Genomic DNA, 17,303 nt, shown 5'->3' on the forward strand with positions numbered 1-17,303 from the left:
GTAGACACCGAAAGCTGTTCACTGGGAGGGTCATTCGGGAACATCCGGCCAGGTAGTCGGGTGTCCAGTATGGGTAGGTCCAGAAAACATAGGTCCGTACTGGACCACGACGGAGATAGCGAGGGTGGGAATGGCTATTGGTTCGACTCTTCCACGGCGCGCTTTGGGGCGGCGACTTCGGGAACTGCGGCTCCAATCCCAGAAGAGTCAGTTGGCCGCAGGCTTGGCGATCGAAGTGTCCAAGCAAGGCATCGGGAGATTGGAGGAGGGGCAACCTGTTCGGATCTGTACCTCGCAGTTCCGGGATCTACTGGAGTTCTACGGGGCCGACGACGCAGCAACGGAAGAGGTTCTGGGCCTTGTCCAAGAGGTAAAGGCGGCGAAGGGCGATCCATCGCGCGGGTGGTGGCGCACCTACGCCGATGTGGTGAACCCACATTTCGACCACTTCATGAGTCTCGAGCAGGCGTGCTCCCGAATGACCGCATTCCAGCTGACGCTCCTGCCCGGTTTGGTGCAGGCTGCCGAGTATCGCCGGTGGCTGGTCCGGACGGCCGACCCCGACATGCCAGCGATAGACGTTGACCGACGACTCGAGCTGATGGAGAGGCGGCAACGCAGACTTGACGCGGATCAACAATTCACAATCGATGTGCTGCTATCTGAAGCAGTATTGCGACACCAGGTGGGAGGACGCCATGTGATGGCCGATCAGGCTCAGCACCTCGTCGATCTGGGAAGAATGCCGAACGTTTCCATCCGGGTGATTCCGTTCGGCGTCGGCGGACACTCTGGGCTGATCGTCCAGTCGTTCACCCTCTTCGAGTTCCCCTCCCTGCGTACAGCTCGCGACCCAGAACCGCCGGTCGTGTTCGTGGAGGGCTTTACGGGAGCGCTGTTCTTGGAGGAAGACAGCGCGATCGAACGCCACAGGCAAGCTTTGGCAGATCTTCACGCGGTAGCGTTGAGTGCCGACGCCAGTAGGCGCCTGATACAGGAGATCGCAGAGGAGTTTGGCGCGTGACCAGGGATCTAACCGGCGTTAGCTGGTTCAAGAGTAGCTATAGCCAACCGAGCGGAGATTGCGTGGAGGTCGCGCATGCGACCGACGCGGTCGGTGTCCGGGATTCGAAAGACCCCACTGGGCCCATGCTCGTCTTCGTTCCGGCCGAGTGGGATGCGTTCATCCGGGAGATCTCGTCCAGTATTTGAGTGCGGCGACCAAGGACGGTTGAATCCACCGCGGCTATTCGAACGGCGACGTTCCTCAGGTCTGAACGTTGAGAAAACCGGAGTCCCGCCGGCCCGACCCGACCGTCGACCAACCAGCACTCCAACGGAAACGAACCGGGGCACGGAGACGACCTCGACTCGTTCGGCAGTGCGGACACGCCTGTCGCTACCGCACTATTCGGTGCGGTAGCGACAGGCGGCCGTAAGAATTACCAAGACTATGTGTCGATGACCTGCGTCCCCCCTGCCGCATTATCGTGCCAACCCTGCTTCGTCGGGCTCGAGCTGATCGTGAATGCGATCGCGATGGCCGCGATGAACCACAGCAGCCCGCCCACCCACGGAATCAGGTTGAGCAACATATAGGCGTTGCGGACCGCGGAGTCCTTGAGGCTGGGTTTCGGTGCCCTGCCCGACCCGTTGACGTGCAGGCTCAGCAGTTTCTTACCCGGTGTCGAGCCGGAGGAGACTTCGAAGAGAACGAAGTACAGCCAGCCGAATCCGGCGCCGGGGAGGACCGAGACCCAGTCCGGGAGGTCCCAGACCGTGCCGAGGAGCCAGAAGAAGATGGCGCCGATGATGCCGGCGATGATCCAGTCGACGAACCTGGCTACCGCGCGTTTTCCCAGGCCGGCAGGTTTGATGCTGCTGGCGAGGCCGGCTGTGGGGCTGTATGCGGGGTCGAATCCACCTGCGGTCATCACGCCTCCTAGCGAACGCTGTGTGGCTCCGGGTGCCTGTCACGTGCTCACGGCATGTCGGTTCCCAAGGATTCCATGGTGGGGACGGCAGCGGCGGGGTCGACACTGTTTCGTGTCCATCTCGCAGCACGCGCTCAATCCGGTTGATAACGGAAAGTGACAGGTAGGACGGGTGCGACAGGTTCGGGGAGGGCAGCCCGAGAGGCCGATTCATCGCGTCGGTCGGCGAGGTGGATAAGCCCGTGGCGCGCCGCGCCCCGGCGATCCGGGGGCGCGGCGGGGACGTCGCGGCTGCTTACTTCTTGCGGCCCACGGCTGCGTAGCCGGCAGCGGGCGGCCGGGCCGCGCCGGTCGGCAATTCGGTCACTTCGGGCGCCGGGGACCGCTCGCCCTCGGGGTACCAGTTCTCGATCGCGACGATTCCGGGCTCCAGCAGCTCCAGGTCGCGGAAGAAATGGGAGACGCCGTCGTAGTCGCGCGCCTCCATCTCGATCCCGCTCTGCCGGTACGCCTGCACAGTGCCCTCAACCATTTTCGGGTCGAAGTCGGTGGTCAGATGGGTCATCACCAGGTACGAACCGGACGGCAGCGGCGCGAGCAGGGTATCGACGATGTCGTAGATACGGTCGCCGGGAACGAAATGGCACAGGGCGATGAGGCTCAATGCCACGGGCCGGTCGAAATCCAAGGTCTCCCGCACCGCGATATCGGACAGGATCCGTTCCGGGGCGGTCAGGTCGGATTGGACGTATCGGGTCACACCGTCGGGGGTTCCGATCAGCAATGCCCGCGCGTGGGCCAGGACGATCGGATCGTTGTCCACGTAGACCACCCGGGCGTCGGATGCCGTCGCCTGGGCCACCTGGTGCAGATTCGGTTCGGTGGGAATTCCGGTGCCGATATCGAGGAACTGACGGACCCCCAGTTCGCTGAGGTGACGCACCGCGCGCACCATGAACGCGCGATTGTCGCGCGCCACGCCCCGCACCGACGGAATGGCCTGCTCGATCTTCGCCGCGGCCTCCCGGTCGGCGGGATAGTTGTCCTTGCCGCCGAGGAAATAGTCGTATATGCGGGCACTGTGTGCTCGGTCCTGCCGAAGGTCCGCCGGACCTCTGCCCTCTGCCACGATTCACTCCTCACTCCGGCGAAGATGTCCGCCGTAACGAGTTAACCACCCCAGCAGGGACCGTACGCCCGGACAGGGTCGGTCTGCATGGTCAACGCCGTTGTCCGGCAGTGGTTGACACCAACGACAGTTGCCACCGGGGGCCGAATTCGACCGCGGATTCCCACGGTGGAATGCCTGCGGCACCCACGGCGTCGGTAACCTCTGCCGAGTCCGACCGGGTAAGGCTGCGACGCAACGACTTTCGGAATACCGGGCGCACCCCGTCCGTACGGCTCGGGCGGTTCAATCAATCAGTTCCCGTAGTGCCGCGATGATCGTGCCGGGTTGTTCCTCGGGCAGGAAATGGCCGCATTCCACGGTGGCAGTGCGCAGATCGGTGGCCCATTCGGACCAGATCGCCGCCGGATCGAACGGCAGCACCATCTCGCCCGGGTCCTGCCAGAGGGCGGTGACCGGCATCTCGAGCCGGCGGCCGCATGCGCGGTCGGCCTCGTCGTGGGCGTTGTCGACCGACGCACTCGCCCGGTAATCCGCGCACACCGCGGCGATGGCGTCGTGTGTGCTCGCGGCGGAGAGATACTCGGCGCGGATATCGGCCGGGATGGCGGCGGATTCGCGCAGCCAGCTGTCGAAGAAATGCCCGAAGAACAGGTCGGGGGCGGCCCGGATCATGCGCTCGGCGATATCGCCGGGCTGCGCCAGCAGGTAGAGGTGGAACGCGAAGACGCCGGCGGTCCCCCGCAGCGTGTCCCACATGCTCGCGGCCGGGAGCACGTCCAGGATGGCGAGGTGGCTGATCGCGGCCGGATGGTCGAGACCGGCCCGGAATGCGACCAACCCGCCACGGTCGTGTCCGGCCACGGCAAAGCGACTGTGCCCGAGGGAACGCATGAGTTCGACGACGTCCTCGGCCATGGTCCGTTTGGCGTAGGTCCGGCCGTCGCGCTCGTCGGCCGGTTTGTCACTGTCGCCGTAGCCGCGCAGATCCGGGCACACCACCTGATGATCCTGAGCGAGATCGGTGGCGATGTGGCGCCAGGCGAGGTGTGTTTGGGGAAAGCCGTGCAGTAGAACGATCGGGGGACCCGATCCCGCGGTGGCCACGTTCAGCCGCACGTCCCCCACCGGGATACGTTCGTAGTCGAATCCCGGAATTCGGATACCCATGCCCGGACCATAACGAGCACCACCGACAAGCGGGGTCCGCGAGCGCGAACCGGGGCGACCGCGACGCGGGGTCGGCCGCTGAGCCGGGCCCGGACAGAGAACCGTGCCGGTGACATCCGGGCAACGCTCGTAGAGGCTCGGGGCGGACAATCCATCGCCGAAAGTAGCGAGAGGATCGTTTGCAGTACAACAAGATTCACTCTCAATCTTCCGCGTGACGTTCTCTCGCGCGTTCCCCGGCTCCCGTCTCGCAGGCGTCGGCGATATCGCGGATCAGCCGGGCGAAACGCTGCGGTTCGGCCAGCGGTAGGTAATGCCCGGCGCCGGGGACCACCAGCAGACTCGTCCGGAGCGAGGCCGCGACGAAACGCTGCTCGTGACCGCGGAAATGGTCCCGGCTTCCGTTGATGAGCCAGACCGGGCCCTTGTATCGACGGAGTCCACCGAGCGGATCGAATGCGGCGGCGGCCCTGGCGATATCGGGGATCACCTCGGTGGCGATACCACCCGCCGCGACGGCGGCGGCCACCTGTGCGGGGAGGACTACGTCGAAGAGTCGGCGGCTGAGCCGTTCGCCCCCGTCACGCTGGGTCGACAGGAGCAGATGAGCGAGCCGGAAGGGAATCGTCAGGGCTCGGCCGGGGATACGTGTCGACCCGGCGACCACCAGACCGGCCACGCGTTCACCGAGTTCGGCGGCCGCCGCGATGGCGACGTACCCGCCCAGCGAGTGACCGACGACCAGGGCGCGACCGCCGACGGAATCGACTGCCGTGCGGACGGTCTCGATCGCCGCGGGCATGGTGAAGCGTTCGCCGCGACGCGCACCGTGCCCGGGGAGATCGGGGGTGACCACCGATCGCTCGGTGCCGAATTCGCTCTCGACAGCAACCCAGCATCCGCCACTCAACCGGATGCCGTGCACCAGAACCACGGGAAGAGCCATAATGCCTCCATTTGCAACGCAACGTTGCGTTGCACTGTACGGCTGTACCGGATACAACGCAACGTTGCGTTGCTATTGTCGGTGTATGGACGAGTCAGCCGATACGCGTGCGACCTCCCTGCCCCGGCGGGCCGAGGCGATCTTCGCGGCCACCCTCGAACTCCTCGCGACCACGGGCTACGAGGGACTGACCATGGAGTCGGTCGCGCTGCGGGCCGGGGTCAACAAAACGACCCTGTATCGCTGGTGGAAATCCAAGGACGAGGTGCTAGCGGCCGCGCTGACCGGGTCGGATCTGCTCACCTTCCCGGTCCCTGATACGGGAAGCCTCCGGGGCGATCTCCTCGCGACGACCCGGAGCATCCACGGCCTGCTCACCGATGCCGCCACCGCCCCCATCGCGGCCGCGGTTCTGGCGGCATCCCCCGGCCGGCCGTCGCTGGCAGCGGTCGGGCGGTTGTTCTTCGCCGACCGTGCCGCCCGCGAGCACCCCATCTTCCGCCGTGCGGTCGAACGCGGCGAACTCGACGACCGGACCGATCCCCGCCTGGTGATGGACATGCTCGCCGGGGCGATCTGGTTCCGCGTATTCCTGCGCGCCGAACCGGTCGAGCCGGCCGATATCGATCAAGTAGTCGATATCGTGCTCAACGGCCTGTCCGTATAGCGGTGCACAGCAATCACCGTCCTACTCGGTGACACCGGACCGCGCCGGCAACCCACCGGCCGCAGCCGAACCCGGCTGTATGATCCCGCGCATGCACGAATTCGGTACGACGGCCGCGTTCGACAGCGGCCGGGGGCAACAGTATTCGGGGGGCACACCGCTACCGAAGAATTTTCCGCCGGTTGTCTACTTGCCGGTCCTGGCACATGTTCATCAGGTCGAGGATGCGCAGATCATGCTGCGTCAGATGCGTGACGGTCGAGTAGCGTGCCTGGCCTATTCCGCCCTCGACCGCCTCTTGACGTGTTGCGGTGAAGAGCAACCGTGGATGTGGACTCCGACAGTGGCACTCGACGCATTGCAGCAGGCACGGCCGTTCGACGTCTTGCTGCTCGATGTCTTCATCCCGCAGGAGAACCGGAGGCATCCGCAGGCATGACCGAGCTGTACATCGACCAGAATGCGCTGGCAACAATCGCGAATACCCTCGCAACTTCGAGCGCGGAACTGGACGCGACCAACGACAAGACACCGGACACTCTGGATGCCGGGACGGTGACGCCCTCGGTGCTCGCAGTCCTGTCGGTTCTAATGGACGGCGCCGGTCAACTCGTGGTCGGGATGGCCGCCAGCAGCGCAGCCGTCACCGATGCCGCGAAAAAGTACAAGGAGCAGGACGACACGACCGCCGATACCGTCATCAGGCAGACATGGACGGCGGTCTGACCGATGAGCATCGATACCAAGATCGACGGAGATCCGGCCAGCATTCGGGCAGCGGCCGCGTGGCTGCGGGACACCCTCGCCGGTCAGCTGTCCACCTCGATCACGGACTTGGACAGGATCCGGGGCCTTGCCGAGTCGGGCTGGGATGGGGAATCCGGTGACGCCTTCGCGACGAAGACGCGCGAGACCGCCGACAAAGCGAACAACCTCGTCACCGAGGTGCAGAAGTACGCGACCGAACTCGACGCACTGGCGGGGCAGGTTCAGCAGGCACAACTCGACATGTCGTCGATCCGGACCGAGGCCGGCGAAGCCGGACTCACGGTGAACGACCACACCATCGAAAAGCCCGCAGAGGATGACACCACCGGACTCGCGGCCTACAACACGGCTGTTCTCGCGGCCGATCAAGTGCGGGATCGCGAGGGCTTCTGGGCGTCGACCTGGAAGAACATGCAGAACGATCTGAAGGACAAATGGTTCCTCGTCATCGGCGACATGATCAACGGCGCTGCAGGCGCACTTGCCACCACCCACTCGTCGATGCTTCTCCAAAGCTCGGCCGCGGCATCCAGCGAAGCATTGAAAGCCCTGCTCGAGGCGAAGAACGCCCCGGCCGGCACACCGCGCGAGGTCGTCTACCGCGACATGGACTGGTCTCGTCAGCAGATGCTCAAAGCAGGTGATCTCCTGGATCAGGCGGACACCACGAAGGCCAAAGCCGCGAAAATCGGCTTCCGGGTGGGTGGCGCCCTCGCAGTCGCGGGTATCGCGTACGACATCTACAACGGCAAGCCCCCTGAACAGGCAATCGTCTCCGGTGCTGCCGGTTTCGGCGCTTCTGTCGCCGCCGGTGCCGCGGTCGGTGCGGCAGTCGGCACTATCGTGCCGGGACCCGGAAACCTGGTCGGCGCGGCTGCGGGAACCGTAGTAGGCGCCGCTACCGGAATCTTCACCTCCGGCGCTGTCGACTCGCTGTATTCGGAGGGCCTCAGCGTGGGCAGTGCTATCGACGGTGGAATGGAAGCGCTCGAAGGTACCGGCGAAGCAATCGGTGGCGGGTTGTCGAAGGCTTGGAATGCGCTCTTCTGATCGGATCGGCTCTCCGAGCCCCTGGGCCGTGCCGGCCGGGTTCACGCAGAAGCACATCGCTGCCATGCTGGGCCTGACCGGGCTGGTTGTATTGTGCTTCGGCATAGCGGCGGCAATGTGGCGCAGCGATGACCACGCCGCGCGTGTTGTCTCGAAATACGTGGCGCTGTTCGGTCTCGCGATGGCCGCCACCGTCGCAATGGGGGTATGGGCGAACGAAGCGAGAAAACGGCGAAGCCGCATAGTCCAGTCGGCCCCGCCCCATGGTGCGGCCGCGACGGTGGTCCCGGGGTCGATCGGTTACTTCACCTTGTACCAGACGATCTGGAGTTGTTTCGCTGTCCTGTTCCTCGGGGCGGCGTTCGAGATCGGGGCGGCGGCATGGCCTACTCATTGGCCCCTGGCGCTCCTGCTCGCCTGCCTGGGGTTGGGTAGCGCCTCCGCTCCGGCACTGGCGGTGGCCGGCAGACTCCGTAGGGGGCGGGTCGTACTCACCGACCAGGAAATCGTCCACTACGGCTGGAGTTCGCGAACCAGTCTGGCGTGGGCAGACGCTCCCCGAGTGATCACGGCATTCGAGCGGCAGCGATTGATCGTGATCACCGGGTCGGACGGCGCACGATGGAGTACGTGCGCTACTACACCCATCGTGCGGCTGGGCCGCAACCGACACCAGCTCTGGAAATTGGACCGCCCGGCAGCGGCCGGAAGCATCGTGCTCGAGTGCCCGCGGTTGGCCGTGGACGGATATCGGCTCTACCGCTTTCTCACCTACTACGCCGATAACCCCACTGCCCGAGTGGAACTGGGTACCCCGGCAGCGACGAAACGATGGGCTACGGTCCTCTGATCTCGAGCGCGAAGACCACCGCCGGTCGTCACCTCGTAACTCACCTGCTACCCCACTCCCGTGCTGGAGCAGCAATCGCCGCGAAAGCTCGCGTGATGTAACTATCGGCCCGGGCCGCGGCCGATAGTTCATCAGGGGAGCGCGCGCTCTCGCACCCGGCTACTGCCGCAGATTGCGGTCGAACAGGGCCAGCAGTTCGCGATAGTGCCGTTCGGCGAACTCGGCGTCGTAGGCGGCGGTATCGGCCTGGGTGTAGCCGTGTTTCGCCCCCTCGTACACCTCGGTGCGGTGGCGCTCACCGGCCGCCGCGACCGCCTTGTCGAACCGATCGAAATGATCGGGCGACTTCTCCACGTCTTCGCCCGCGTGGGCGAAATACAGCTCCCCCGTGATGTTCTCGACGAGCAGATGCGGACTGTCCGCGCTCTCGGTGATCAGCGGTCCACCGTGGAATCCGGCCACCGCCGCCACCCGATCGGGGAACCCGGCGGCGATCAGTACGGCGAGTCGCGCACCCATGCAGTAGCCGGTGACCCCGACCTTCCCCGCGGCGACCTGCGGCGCCGCTGCCAGCCAGTCGAGATAGGCGGCGGCATCGGACCGCAGCAGTTCGGGTGTCAGTTCGCGGATCATCGGGAAGAGCTGCTGGAAGATCTCCGGCCGCGCCTCCGGGTCGATGAAGTCCGGTAGTTCGAGCACCGGGGCGCGACCGTGGCGGTAGTAGGCGTTCGGCAGCAGGACGGTGTAGCCGTGGGCGGCGATACGGTCGGCCATATCCCGCAGGGTGGGCCGCAGTCCGAAACCGTCCTGGATCAGCAGCACTCCCGGATGGGCTGCCCCGGCGTCGGGGTGGGCGAGATACGCGTCGGCGACACCATCGGGGGTCCGGATGTCGACCGACATACCGTGGACTTCACTCATCGTGGATCCTCCTGTGATGTCGAGCGCTGTCGAACATACCGGTTCCGACACCGGGCTATCCGACACGGCATCGGCAATCTGCCGCCGGGCCGGATCCCGATACCACCTTCTGTCGCTAGGGGAGAAAGGCGGGATCACCGCGAAGAGGAGTCCCGCCCGGCCGTCTCCTCCTCCTGGTCGAATCGTGCGCGAGCGCGTTCGACCTCGGGCAGTGTGCCGGTGGCCCAGTGCAGGAGTGCGTCGATGAGGTCCTGCAGCGAGCGGCCCAGCGGCGTCAACCGGTACTCGACCGCGACAGGCCGGGTGTTCGTGACGATGCGGTCGACCATCCCGTTGCGTTCCAGTCGCCGCAGCGCGGTGGTGAGCGATTTCTGCGTCACCACCGGGATGGCTCGGCGGAGGTCGTTGAAACGCAGCGGTCCGTGCTCGCACAGCGCGTCGAGGATCTGAAGCGACCATTTGTCGAGGACCTGATCGAGTAGTTCGCGGTGGTCCTGGGTGAGTTGCGGGCTGCCCGGGGGCAGGGGCGCGGTTTCCGGCATGACACCTAGTCTCGTTGAAGTTCCCTTCGGACACCAGGTACATATCGGATACCTTGCTCGATCAGCGAAAGGATATCCATGGCAGTCCAGCTGCTCACCCCCGAAGGCATGTTCGCGCCCGTCCCGTATCACCATGTCTCGATCGGCTCGGGCACCCGGCAGGTACACGTGGCCGGCCAGATCGCGCGCGACGCCGACGGCAATCCCGTCGCGACCGGTGATCTCGCGGGCCAGGTCGCCCACGCCCTGCGCAATACGGCCCGCGGGCTGGCGGGGGCGGGGGCGAGTTTCGCCGATGTCGTACGCCTGCGCTTCTTCGTCACGCACTGGACGCCGGACAAGTACGACGACTTCGTCGCGGGTATCGAGCGGGTCGTCGAGGAACTCGGCATACCCCGGCCGTTGCCGCCCTTGTCGGCGATAGGTGTCGACTACCTGTTCGAGCCCGATGTCCTGGTCGAGGTGGAGGCGTACGCCGTGCTGGACTGAGTTGCGGATAGGAGCGCGCCCGATGGTCACACGTGCAGGGTGGGACGGTAGATGAGCTCCTGGATATTGCCGTCGAGCGTCCGGCTCTCGATCAGCTCCAGATCGAAGTCGGCGGCGCCGCCGAAGATCGGGTCGGTGCCGGTCCGCCCCGTGATCACCGGGAAGATCGTCACCTGCACCCGGTCGACCAGACCGGCGGCCAACAGCGCCCAGTTCATCGACAGACTGCCGTGTGACCGCAACGGCACCTCGGATTCCTTCTTGAGCCGGGCGACGATATCGACGGCGTCGCCGCTCGCGATGGTCGCGTCCGGCCAGTCGAGTGGGCCTTCCACAGTGCTCGACACCACCGTCGCGGGCAGGTTCCGCATCCGGGTGACCCAGGGGTCACCCACCCCGGACTCTTCGGTGCTCGAGCCCAGCATCTCCACGAACTGCCGGAACGTGTTGGCACCGAATATCATCCGTTGCTCGGTGCCGAACAGTTCCAATCGGCGGTCGAGCAGTTCGGGGCCCTGTTTGCCCCAGTAGCCGCCCCAGTCGCCGCCCTCTCCGTAGGAGCCGTAGCCGTCGAGGCTGGAGAAGACGTCGAAGGTGTAGGTGGCGGGCATAATGCTCTCCTCGGGTGCGGTGATCGGGCATGTACGGGTACAGACCCGGGACCACGGCGAAACTCATCGGAGGTCGGGCTCCGGATAAGGCCGAGGCGCTCACCCGAGCGGCGCATAGGCGCCACGTTGCTGAAAGGGGCCCTCCCACAACTTGCGGAAGGGCCCCTTTCGGCGCTGAATCAGCGAACCGCTCAGGCGGTTTCGGTGATCGGCCGGTCGCCCCAGCTCATCAGGTCGTGTCCACCGATGTCATCGGGAACGACCGAGAGTGGCCAGGAGGTCTTCGTGTAGTTCGAACCAGACACGGTGGGCGGACTCGCGGTCGGTCGCGGTCAGCCAGGCGGGATCCGTTCGAGCGCGATCCACGGCCATATCGAATCGCTCATGGTAGCCGCTGTACCGTGGCAAGCGGTTCACCAGACGCTCCTCGAGCACCGACCACCCTGCGCTGCCGCGGGAGAGGCTCGAGAGGACATCCGCAAGGCTCGCGGGCGGTTCGGTGATGCCCATCTCGGTCAACTGCCAGCGCGTGCACGCGTCGACCACCAGGCGGTTGAGTGGCTCGAACTCGGCCATCACGGACTCGACCAGGGGCCGGGCCTCCGTGCTCTTCAGCTCCTCCGCCAGGAGTTTTTCTCCCAGCGTCTTACCCGCTTCGGTCAGCGACCATCCGCCGTCGTCCTCGAATCGGCTCCGGGTCACCTGCCCGGCCGCCTGGGCCTCGCGCAGGAATTCCGCAGCCTCGGCGGGCAGGACGCCCGCGCGCTCGCTCACGGGGATGGTTCCGGCGTAACCGAGGAGGCGCAGTGCGTGGAGGACCTGTCGCCGAACGTCCTGTGGTGAGTTCATCGGGCCTTCTGTGCGGTGATGGTTCCGGCGGTGCCGTCGACGTCGACGAGCATGTCTTCGGGCAGGTCCATAGCTGAAGTAACGTCGGTGACGGCGGGGATACGCAATTCGCGGGCGACGATCGCGGCATGGGCGAGCACCCCTCCACGCGTGGTGACGACGGCCGCGGCCCGAGCGAGCAGTGGTGCCCAGGCCGGTGACGTGGCCCGGCACACCAGCACTTCACCCGAGGTGAACCGAGCGAAGTCGTCCAGGCCGTTGACGATGCGTAAAACGCCCCGCGCCCGGCCCGGGCTCGCCGGTGTTCCCGAAGCGACGATCATCGCGTTCATCACCGGGAGACAGGCCGGACTTCGGTCGCTCTTCGTGGTCGATGTGATCGGCCGGGCTTGCAACACCCAGACCTGGCTACCCGTGAGCGCCCACTCCAGGTCTTGGCCGCCACCGAGGAGTCCCTCCGCGCGCGTCGCGACCCGGCTCACCGTGACCGCCTGCTCGGCGCTGAGGACCTCGGGCGCCTCCGCGGACCTGGGGCCGCAGCCAGGGGCGATCCGCCATCTTTCCGGACTCGCCCGACCCGACACGAGCCGATCGCCCAGACCACGGACGGCCTCGAGGACGACGGCCCGTCGCCCGCTGATGGGATCGCGGGTGAAGGCGACACCGGCCGCGTCGGGTACCAGCATCCGCTGCACGATGACGGCGATGCCTCGAGGAACCGGCCGACCGAGGGCGGCAGCGTAAGCGCGCGCCTCGTCGACCGCAGCGGCGGTTCGTCGCACCTGGACTTCGACCTCACCGGACGACACGTTCAGGGTCGTGCGGAACTGTCCCGCGAACGACGCCTCGCTGCCATCCTCGGCCAACGCCGACGACCGCACTGCGAAGCGCGACCCGCCCAACGTCTCCAAGACGCCGAGCAGCTCACGCTCCCAGCCGACGCCCGCACCGACGGGCAGAGCGAATCCGTTCGGGACCGCGAAACCGGCTCGTAGCAGCCGCCCCAGCGTGGCCGCCTTCGCCCCGCACGACATGCCCGCCTCGCGGAGCGGGACGAACGCGGTCACGGCCGCGATTCCAGCCGGGCGAGAACTCGGGACATTCGCTGCTGCGCGGCCTGCCCCGACCCCAGCCCCAGTGCCGCCCCGATTTGCTGGAATGTGACGCCCGCGGCCCTCGCTGCGAAGAGTAGGGCCGCCTCGGCCTGGTCCAGTTCCGAACGGGCCGCGCCGAGCAGCGCCAGGCCCGCCGTCACGACCTCCGGGTCGACCTCGAGCTCCGACGCCTTCCACGCCGCCAGCCGCACCAGATCGCAGTCGCTCGGCGGTTGTCCAGCGTGCTGCCAAGGCCGGTCGGGCAAGGCGTCGCCACCGGCAGCACCCAGAACAGCGCGGTGGGCCGTGAGAGCAGCCGCGTGGGAACGGTCATCGGAATGCACGGATCCATGCTCACCCGATCAACATCGTGTTGTCAACGCGATGTTGATGAATTGCCGTCATCGACAGCAAAGGGGCCCTCCCGCAACCGCGGAAGGACCCCTTTCAGCGCTGAATCAGCAAACCGCTCAGGCGGTTTCGGTGATCGGCCGGTCGACCCAGCTCATCAGGTCGCGCAGCTTCTTACCGGTGACCTCGATCGGGTGCTCGGCGTTCTGCTTGCGCAGGCCCTCGAGCTCCTTGTTGCCGCCCTCGACATTGGCGACCAGGCGCTTGACGAAGGTGCCGTCCTGGATGTCCTTGAGGATGTCCTGCATCCGCTTCTTGGTGTCGGCGTCGATGACCCGCGGGCCCGACAGGTAGCCACCGAATTCGGCGGTGTCGGAGACCGAGTAGTTCATGCGGGCGATACCGCCCTCGTACATCAGGTCGACGATGAGCTTCAGCTCGTGCAGCACCTCGAAGTAGGCCATCTCGGGGGCGTAGCCGGCCTCGACCATGACCTCGAAACCGGTCTTGACCAGTTCCTCGGTACCACCACAGAGCACGGCCTGCTCACCGAAGAGATCGGTTTCGGTCTCTTCCTTGAAGGTGGTCTTGATGACGCCGGCGCGGGTACCGCCGATGCCCTTGGCGTAGGACAGCGCCAGCGCCTGGCCCTCGCCCTTCGGGTCCTGCTCGATGGCGATCAGGGCGGGGACACCCTTGCCGTCGACGAACTGGCGGCGCACCAGGTGGCCGGGGCCCTTGGGGGCGACCATGCCGATGGTGATCTCGGCGGACGGCTTGATCAGGCCGAAGTGGATATTGAGACCGTGGCCGAAGAACAGGGCGTCGCCGTCCTTCAGGTTGGGCTCGATGTCATTGGTGAAGATCGACGCCTGCGCGGTGTCGGGGGCGAGCAGCATGATGACGTCGGCCCACTCCGAGACCTCGGCGGGGGTGCCGACGGTCAGCCCGGCCTCTTCGGCCTTGGCCCGCGACTTGGAGCCTTCCTTGAGGCCGATGCGGACCTCGACGCCGGAGTCGCGCAGGCTCAGCGAATGCGCGTGCCCCTGGCTGCCGTAACCGATCACCGCGACCTTACGGCCCTGGATGATCGACAGGTCGGCATCGTCGTCGTAGAACATCTCGACTGCCACTTGGTGGTATCCCTTCTGACTTATTCGAACCCGCGAAACGCGGGAAACGGTAAACGAGGCACGTAATGCGGCCGGGCGCGGGGTGCGCCCGGCCACGGGTCAACGGGTGGCGGTGATGGACTTCGGTCCGCGGCCCACGGCCACCACCCCGGATTGCACGATCTCCCGGATGCCGTACGGCTCGAGCATGCGCAGCAGCGCGTCGAGCTTGGACCGGGTACCGGTCGCCTCGACGGTGAGCGCGTCGGGCGAGACGTCGATGACCTTGGCGCGGAACAGGTTGACCGATTCGATCACCTGGGTGCGCACACTGGCGTCGGCACGGACCTTCACCAGGATCAGTTCACGGGCCACGGAGGTCTCCGGGTCCTGCTCGACGATCTTGATCACATTCACCAGCTTGTTGAGCTGTTTGGTGACCTGTTCCAGCGGCAGATCGTCCACGGTGACCACGATGGTCATCCGGGAGATCTCCTTGACCTCGGTGGCGCCGACGGCGAGGGATTCGATATTGAATCCGCGCCGGGAGAACAGGCTGGCCACCCGGGCCAGCACACCCGGCTTGTCCTCGACCAGGACGCTGAGGGTGTGGGTGGTGCTCATGATGGGTTCCCCTCGGTCTCGGCCTGCTCACGGTTCATGGCCTCGTGGATGATGGCGGGTTCGGCGGCCGTCTCGTCCTCGTCGAACAGCGGGCGGATCCCGCGGGCGGCCATGATCTCGTCGTTGCTGGTGCCCGCGGCGACCATCGGCCACACCTGGGCGTCCTTGCCGACGATGAAATCGATCACCACGGGACGGTCGTTGATCGACTGCGCCTCGCGGATCGCGGCCTCGACGTCCTCTTCCTTCTCCACCCGGATACCGTGGCAGCCCAGGGCCTCGGCGAGCTTCACGAAATCGGGGATGCGCAGGCCGTGGGTCTTGAGGTCGGTATTGGAGTAGCGCTGGTCGTAGAACAGGGTCTGCCACTGGCGGACCATGCCCAGGTTGCCGTTGTTGATCAGCGCCACCTTGATCGGCACCCCCTCCACCGCGCAGGTGGCGAGTTCCTGATTGGTCATCTGGAAGCAGCCGTCACCGTCGACCGCCCACACCTCGCGGTCGGGCGCACCCATCTTGGCGCCCATCGCGGCGGGAACCGCGTACCCCATGGTTCCGGCGCCGCCGGAGTTCAGCCAGGTCCGCGGCTTCTCGTACTTGATGAACTGGGCGGCCCACATCTGGTGCTGGCCGACACCCGCGCAGTAGATGGCGTCGGGACCGGCCAGGCGGCCCAGCGTCTCGATAACGAACTCCGGCGACACCGACCCGTCCGAGGGCTTGCTCCAGCCGAGCGGGTAGGAGTCGCGGATGCCGTCGAGGTAGGTCCGCCAGGCGGTCAGGTCGAGTTCGAAACCGGCCGGGTCGGCGCGCAGGGTCTCGATGAGTTCGGTGATCACCTCGCGGCAGTCGCCGACGATCGGCACATCGGCGTGCCGGTTCTTGCCGATCTCGGCCGGGTCGATATCGGCGTGGATGACCTTGGCGCCGGGTGCGAAGGAGTCCAGCCGGCCGGTGACCCGGTCGTCGAAGCGGGCGCCCAGGGTGACCAGCAGGTCGGATTTCTGCAGGGCGGCCACCGCGGCCACGGTGCCGTGCATACCCGGCATACCCATATTGAGTTCGTGGCTGTCGGGGAACGCGCCGCGCGCCATCAGCGTGGTGACCACCGGGATACCGGTGAGCTCGGCGAGCTCCAGCAGTTCGGCCGACGCCTCGGACTTGATCACACCACCGCCGACGTACAGCACGGGCTGGGTGGACTCGGCGATCAGCCGGGCGGCCTCGCGCACCTGCTTACCGTGCGGTTTGGTGACCGGACGGTAGCCGGGCAGCCGCATCTCCGGCGGCCAGCTGAACGTGGTCTGCTCCTGGAGCACATCCTTGGGGATGTCGACCAGCACCACCCCGGGCCGGCCGCTGGACGCCAGGTAGAAGGCCTCGGCGAGGATCCGCGGGATATCGATGCCCTCTTTGATCAGGAAGTTGTGCTTGGTGATCGGCATGGTGATGCCGGAGATATCGGCTTCCTGGAAGGCGTCGGTGCCGATGAGGCTACGGCCGACCTGCCCGGTGATCGCGACCATCGGCACCGAGTCCATCTGGGCGTCCGCGATCGGGGTCACCAGGTTGGTCGCGCCGGGACCGGAGGTCGCCATACACACCCCGACCTTGCCGGTGGCCTGGGCGTATCCGGTGGCCGCGTGGCCCGCGCCCTGCTCGTGCCGCACGAGCACATGGCGCACCTTGGTCGAATCGAAGAGCGGATCGTAAACAGGAAGGACAGCACCGCCCGGAATACCGAATACGGTGTCGACGCCGAGCTCCTCGAGGGAGCGGACGACGGACTGCGCGCCGGTGACCCGCTCGGGCGGGACCTGGCGGCGGTTCGCCTGGGTGGTCGGAGCGCCGGCCGGAGCCGACGGGTTCGAAGGCGCGGGCCTGCGGGCCGAAGGCCCGGGCCGGGTAGTTGGTGCGCTCACCGTCTTGGTTCCTTACTGCTTGTCGTTCACTGGTCCCGACATAAAAAAGCCCTCGACAGCCGGCGGCTGTTCGAGGGTGGCGCGTCGCAGTGCGAGCTGACGTATTCGACTCCGGATCGTCTGGCTCAGCGCTGGACGCGCCGGCCGATTACGAGCAACTCGTTTCGATTCACGCGCATGACGGTATGTGTGCGTGTGGTGCGGAGTCAAACAGCTGACCGCCGACTTCCCATTATGTGGGAAGGTAGCGGGTGCTCACGCCGGTCCACCATGA

General features: G+C 66.2%; 21 protein-coding genes. 8 read left to right on the plus strand and 13 right to left on the minus strand.

Going from position 1 to position 17,303, the window contains the following annotated elements; all coding sequences use genetic code 11:
• Positions 1-130: 130 nt before the first annotated feature.
• Together ON38_RS17720 and ON38_RS17725 are read left to right on the plus strand one after the other, a co-directional pair.
• Positions 131-1,024, plus strand: a complete 894-nt coding sequence (locus tag ON38_RS17720; RefSeq protein ID WP_083872765.1) for a DUF5753 domain-containing protein — start codon at positions 131-133, stop codon at positions 1,022-1,024.
• Positions 1,021-1,212, plus strand: a complete 192-nt coding sequence (locus tag ON38_RS17725; RefSeq protein ID WP_039825937.1) for a DUF397 domain-containing protein — start codon at positions 1,021-1,023, stop codon at positions 1,210-1,212. Before ON38_RS17720 ends, ON38_RS17725 begins: the two co-directional genes overlap by 4 nt.
• 239 nt (positions 1,213-1,451) lie before the next feature.
• Here ON38_RS17725 and ON38_RS17730 read toward each other — a convergent pair whose 3' ends face one another.
• The 4 genes from ON38_RS17730 to ON38_RS17745 all read right to left on the minus strand — a co-directional run bounded on the left by ON38_RS17730 (position 1,452) and on the right by ON38_RS17745 (position 5,179).
• Entirely contained in the window at positions 1,452-1,934 is a 483-nt protein-coding gene (locus ON38_RS17730) for an RDD family protein (protein WP_039825938.1), read from the minus strand.
• A gap of 295 nt (positions 1,935-2,229) precedes the next feature.
• Positions 2,230-3,063 carry an SAM-dependent methyltransferase gene (locus ON38_RS17735; RefSeq protein WP_051164910.1) on the minus strand — a complete coding sequence of 278 codons (834 nt, stop codon included), beginning with the start codon at positions 3,061-3,063 and terminating at the stop codon, positions 2,230-2,232.
• A 285-nt stretch (positions 3,064-3,348) separates the two neighbouring features.
• A complete protein-coding gene (locus ON38_RS17740) occupies positions 3,349-4,233 on the minus strand; it encodes an alpha/beta fold hydrolase (protein WP_039825939.1) in 885 nt (294 codons plus the stop codon).
• Positions 4,234-4,435: 202 nt separating this feature from the next.
• Positions 4,436-5,179: an alpha/beta fold hydrolase gene (locus tag ON38_RS17745; RefSeq protein WP_039825940.1), complete on the minus strand. Its 744-nt coding sequence runs from the start codon at positions 5,177-5,179 to the stop codon at positions 4,436-4,438.
• Positions 5,180-5,264: 85 nt separating this feature from the next.
• On the opposite strand from ON38_RS17745, the gene ON38_RS17750 reads away from it, so the two are divergent.
• The 5 genes from ON38_RS17750 (at position 5,265) to ON38_RS17770 (ending at position 8,514) form a co-directional block, all read left to right on the plus strand.
• Positions 5,265-5,846 carry a TetR/AcrR family transcriptional regulator gene (locus ON38_RS17750; protein ID WP_039825941.1) on the plus strand — a complete coding sequence of 194 codons (582 nt, stop codon included), beginning with the start codon at positions 5,265-5,267 and terminating at the stop codon, positions 5,844-5,846.
• A gap of 91 nt (positions 5,847-5,937) precedes the next feature.
• A complete protein-coding gene (locus ON38_RS37060) occupies positions 5,938-6,285 on the plus strand; it encodes an SAV_915 family protein (RefSeq protein WP_218000791.1) in 348 nt (115 codons plus the stop codon).
• On the plus strand, positions 6,282-6,572 hold the full coding sequence (locus ON38_RS17760) for a hypothetical protein (RefSeq protein ID WP_039825942.1): 291 nt from the start codon (positions 6,282-6,284) through the stop codon (positions 6,570-6,572). Before ON38_RS37060 ends, ON38_RS17760 begins: the two co-directional genes overlap by 4 nt.
• A 3-nt stretch (positions 6,573-6,575) precedes the next feature.
• The gene (locus ON38_RS17765) at positions 6,576-7,664 is read left to right on the plus strand and encodes a WXG100 family type VII secretion target (protein WP_039825943.1); all 1,089 of its coding nucleotides are present in this window, start codon (positions 6,576-6,578) and stop codon (positions 7,662-7,664) included.
• Positions 7,651-8,514, plus strand: coding sequence for a hypothetical protein (locus tag ON38_RS17770; RefSeq protein ID WP_157181799.1), 864 nt, complete (start codon positions 7,651-7,653; stop codon positions 8,512-8,514). The genes ON38_RS17765 and ON38_RS17770 overlap by 14 nt, the downstream gene beginning before the upstream one ends.
• 159 nt (positions 8,515-8,673) lie before the next feature.
• Here the strand turns inward: ON38_RS17770 and ON38_RS17775 are convergent, their stop codons facing one another.
• Complete coding sequence (locus tag ON38_RS17775) at positions 8,674-9,435, minus strand: dienelactone hydrolase family protein (RefSeq protein ID WP_039825945.1); 762 nt, start codon at positions 9,433-9,435, stop codon at positions 8,674-8,676.
• Between the two features lie 134 nt (positions 9,436-9,569).
• Positions 9,570-9,977: a winged helix-turn-helix transcriptional regulator gene (locus ON38_RS17780; protein ID WP_039825946.1), complete on the minus strand. Its 408-nt coding sequence runs from the start codon at positions 9,975-9,977 to the stop codon at positions 9,570-9,572.
• A gap of 78 nt (positions 9,978-10,055) precedes the next feature.
• Here ON38_RS17780 and ON38_RS17785 point away from each other — a divergent pair, with 78 nt between their 5' ends.
• Positions 10,056-10,466, plus strand: a complete 411-nt coding sequence (locus ON38_RS17785; protein WP_039825947.1) for a RidA family protein — start codon at positions 10,056-10,058, stop codon at positions 10,464-10,466.
• Between the two features lie 26 nt (positions 10,467-10,492).
• Here the strand turns inward: ON38_RS17785 and ON38_RS17790 are convergent, their stop codons facing one another.
• From ON38_RS17790 to ON38_RS17820, 7 genes are all read right to left on the minus strand, one after another.
• A complete protein-coding gene (locus ON38_RS17790) occupies positions 10,493-11,077 on the minus strand; it encodes a dihydrofolate reductase family protein (RefSeq protein ID WP_039825948.1) in 585 nt (194 codons plus the stop codon).
• Positions 11,078-11,326: 249 nt separating this feature from the next.
• Positions 11,327-11,926 carry a helix-turn-helix domain-containing protein gene (locus ON38_RS17795; RefSeq protein ID WP_039825949.1) on the minus strand — a complete coding sequence of 200 codons (600 nt, stop codon included), beginning with the start codon at positions 11,924-11,926 and terminating at the stop codon, positions 11,327-11,329.
• Complete coding sequence (locus ON38_RS17800; RefSeq protein WP_245564086.1) at positions 11,923-12,993, minus strand: PEP/pyruvate-binding domain-containing protein; 1,071 nt, start codon at positions 12,991-12,993, stop codon at positions 11,923-11,925. The genes ON38_RS17795 and ON38_RS17800 overlap by 4 nt, the downstream gene beginning before the upstream one ends.
• Positions 12,990-13,364 (minus strand): hypothetical protein, encoded by a 375-nt coding sequence (locus tag ON38_RS17805; RefSeq protein WP_039825950.1) that lies wholly within the window; start codon positions 13,362-13,364, stop codon positions 12,990-12,992. Before ON38_RS17805 ends, ON38_RS17800 begins: the two co-directional genes overlap by 4 nt.
• A gap of 126 nt (positions 13,365-13,490) precedes the next feature.
• A complete protein-coding gene (ilvC, locus tag ON38_RS17810; protein ID WP_174372431.1) occupies positions 13,491-14,492 on the minus strand; it encodes a ketol-acid reductoisomerase in 1,002 nt (333 codons plus the stop codon).
• A gap of 111 nt (positions 14,493-14,603) precedes the next feature.
• Positions 14,604-15,107, minus strand: coding sequence for an acetolactate synthase small subunit (ilvN, locus tag ON38_RS17815; RefSeq protein ID WP_030521893.1), 504 nt, complete (start codon positions 15,105-15,107; stop codon positions 14,604-14,606).
• Complete coding sequence (locus tag ON38_RS17820; protein WP_039825952.1) at positions 15,104-17,029, minus strand: acetolactate synthase large subunit; 1,926 nt, start codon at positions 17,027-17,029, stop codon at positions 15,104-15,106. The genes ilvN and ON38_RS17820 overlap by 4 nt, the downstream gene beginning before the upstream one ends.
• Between the last annotated feature and the right edge of the window lie 274 nt (positions 17,030-17,303).

Source organism: Nocardia testacea NBRC 100365 (assembly GCF_000308775.1).
Classification (GTDB): domain Bacteria; phylum Actinomycetota; class Actinomycetes; order Mycobacteriales; family Mycobacteriaceae; genus Nocardia; species Nocardia testacea.